This is a genomic window from Phyllobacterium sp. 22552, from assembly GCF_052044585.1.
Taxonomy (GTDB): Bacteria; Pseudomonadota; Alphaproteobacteria; order Rhizobiales; family Rhizobiaceae; genus Phyllobacterium; species Phyllobacterium ifriqiyense.
In genome coordinates, this window is sequence record NZ_JBQENG010000020.1 from 1 (window position 1) to 529 (window position 529).

Here is a 529-nt window from a genome sequence, read left to right on the forward strand (position 1 = left end):
CGCTCGGCGGAATAGGTATCATGGGTCAGCGCGGCGCGAATGCCCGGCACCTTGTTTGCTGAAATACTGACGCCAATGCCTGTGCCGCAGATGAGAATGCCGCGCTCATTGGCTCCATCGACAATTGTCTGCGCCAATTTTTGCGAAAGATCGGCATAAAAGCCGGACTGGCTCAGATCTGCAACGACATGTTCCGGCTTTGTCGCAAGATGCGCAGCAATGACATCAAGCAAAGGCTTACCCGCACTATCGGCTCCAATGGCTATTTTCATGAGTTTTTCCTTTCTAGATCTGTTCTTTACGCAATTCCGGACGGAAAACCGGTTCCCACTTTTCCTGGAATTGCTTTTGCGACCCGCTGTAAAATATCAAGATAGCCCTCTGCGGCCCAAGCAGAGCGACCAATGAAAAGGCCATCAATATTCGGGCAGGCAATCAGTTCGGCGCAGTTTTCAGGATTGACGCTGCCGCCGTAAAGGACAGGTACAGCAGTGCCGAGCACCGACCTGGCCACAGCCGCGATCTTCGC

General features: G+C 53.3%; 2 protein-coding genes. Both read right to left on the minus strand.

What is annotated here, in order from left to right:
- A partial coding sequence (locus tag ACTJI9_RS22455) for an RpiB/LacA/LacB family sugar-phosphate isomerase (RefSeq protein WP_440811034.1) occupies positions 1–272 on the minus strand: 272 nt, incomplete at its 3' end.
- A 26-nt stretch (positions 273–298) separates the two neighbouring features.
- Positions 299–529 (minus strand): triose-phosphate isomerase (locus ACTJI9_RS22460; RefSeq protein ID WP_440811035.1); only part of this gene is annotated, 231 nt, incomplete at its 5' end.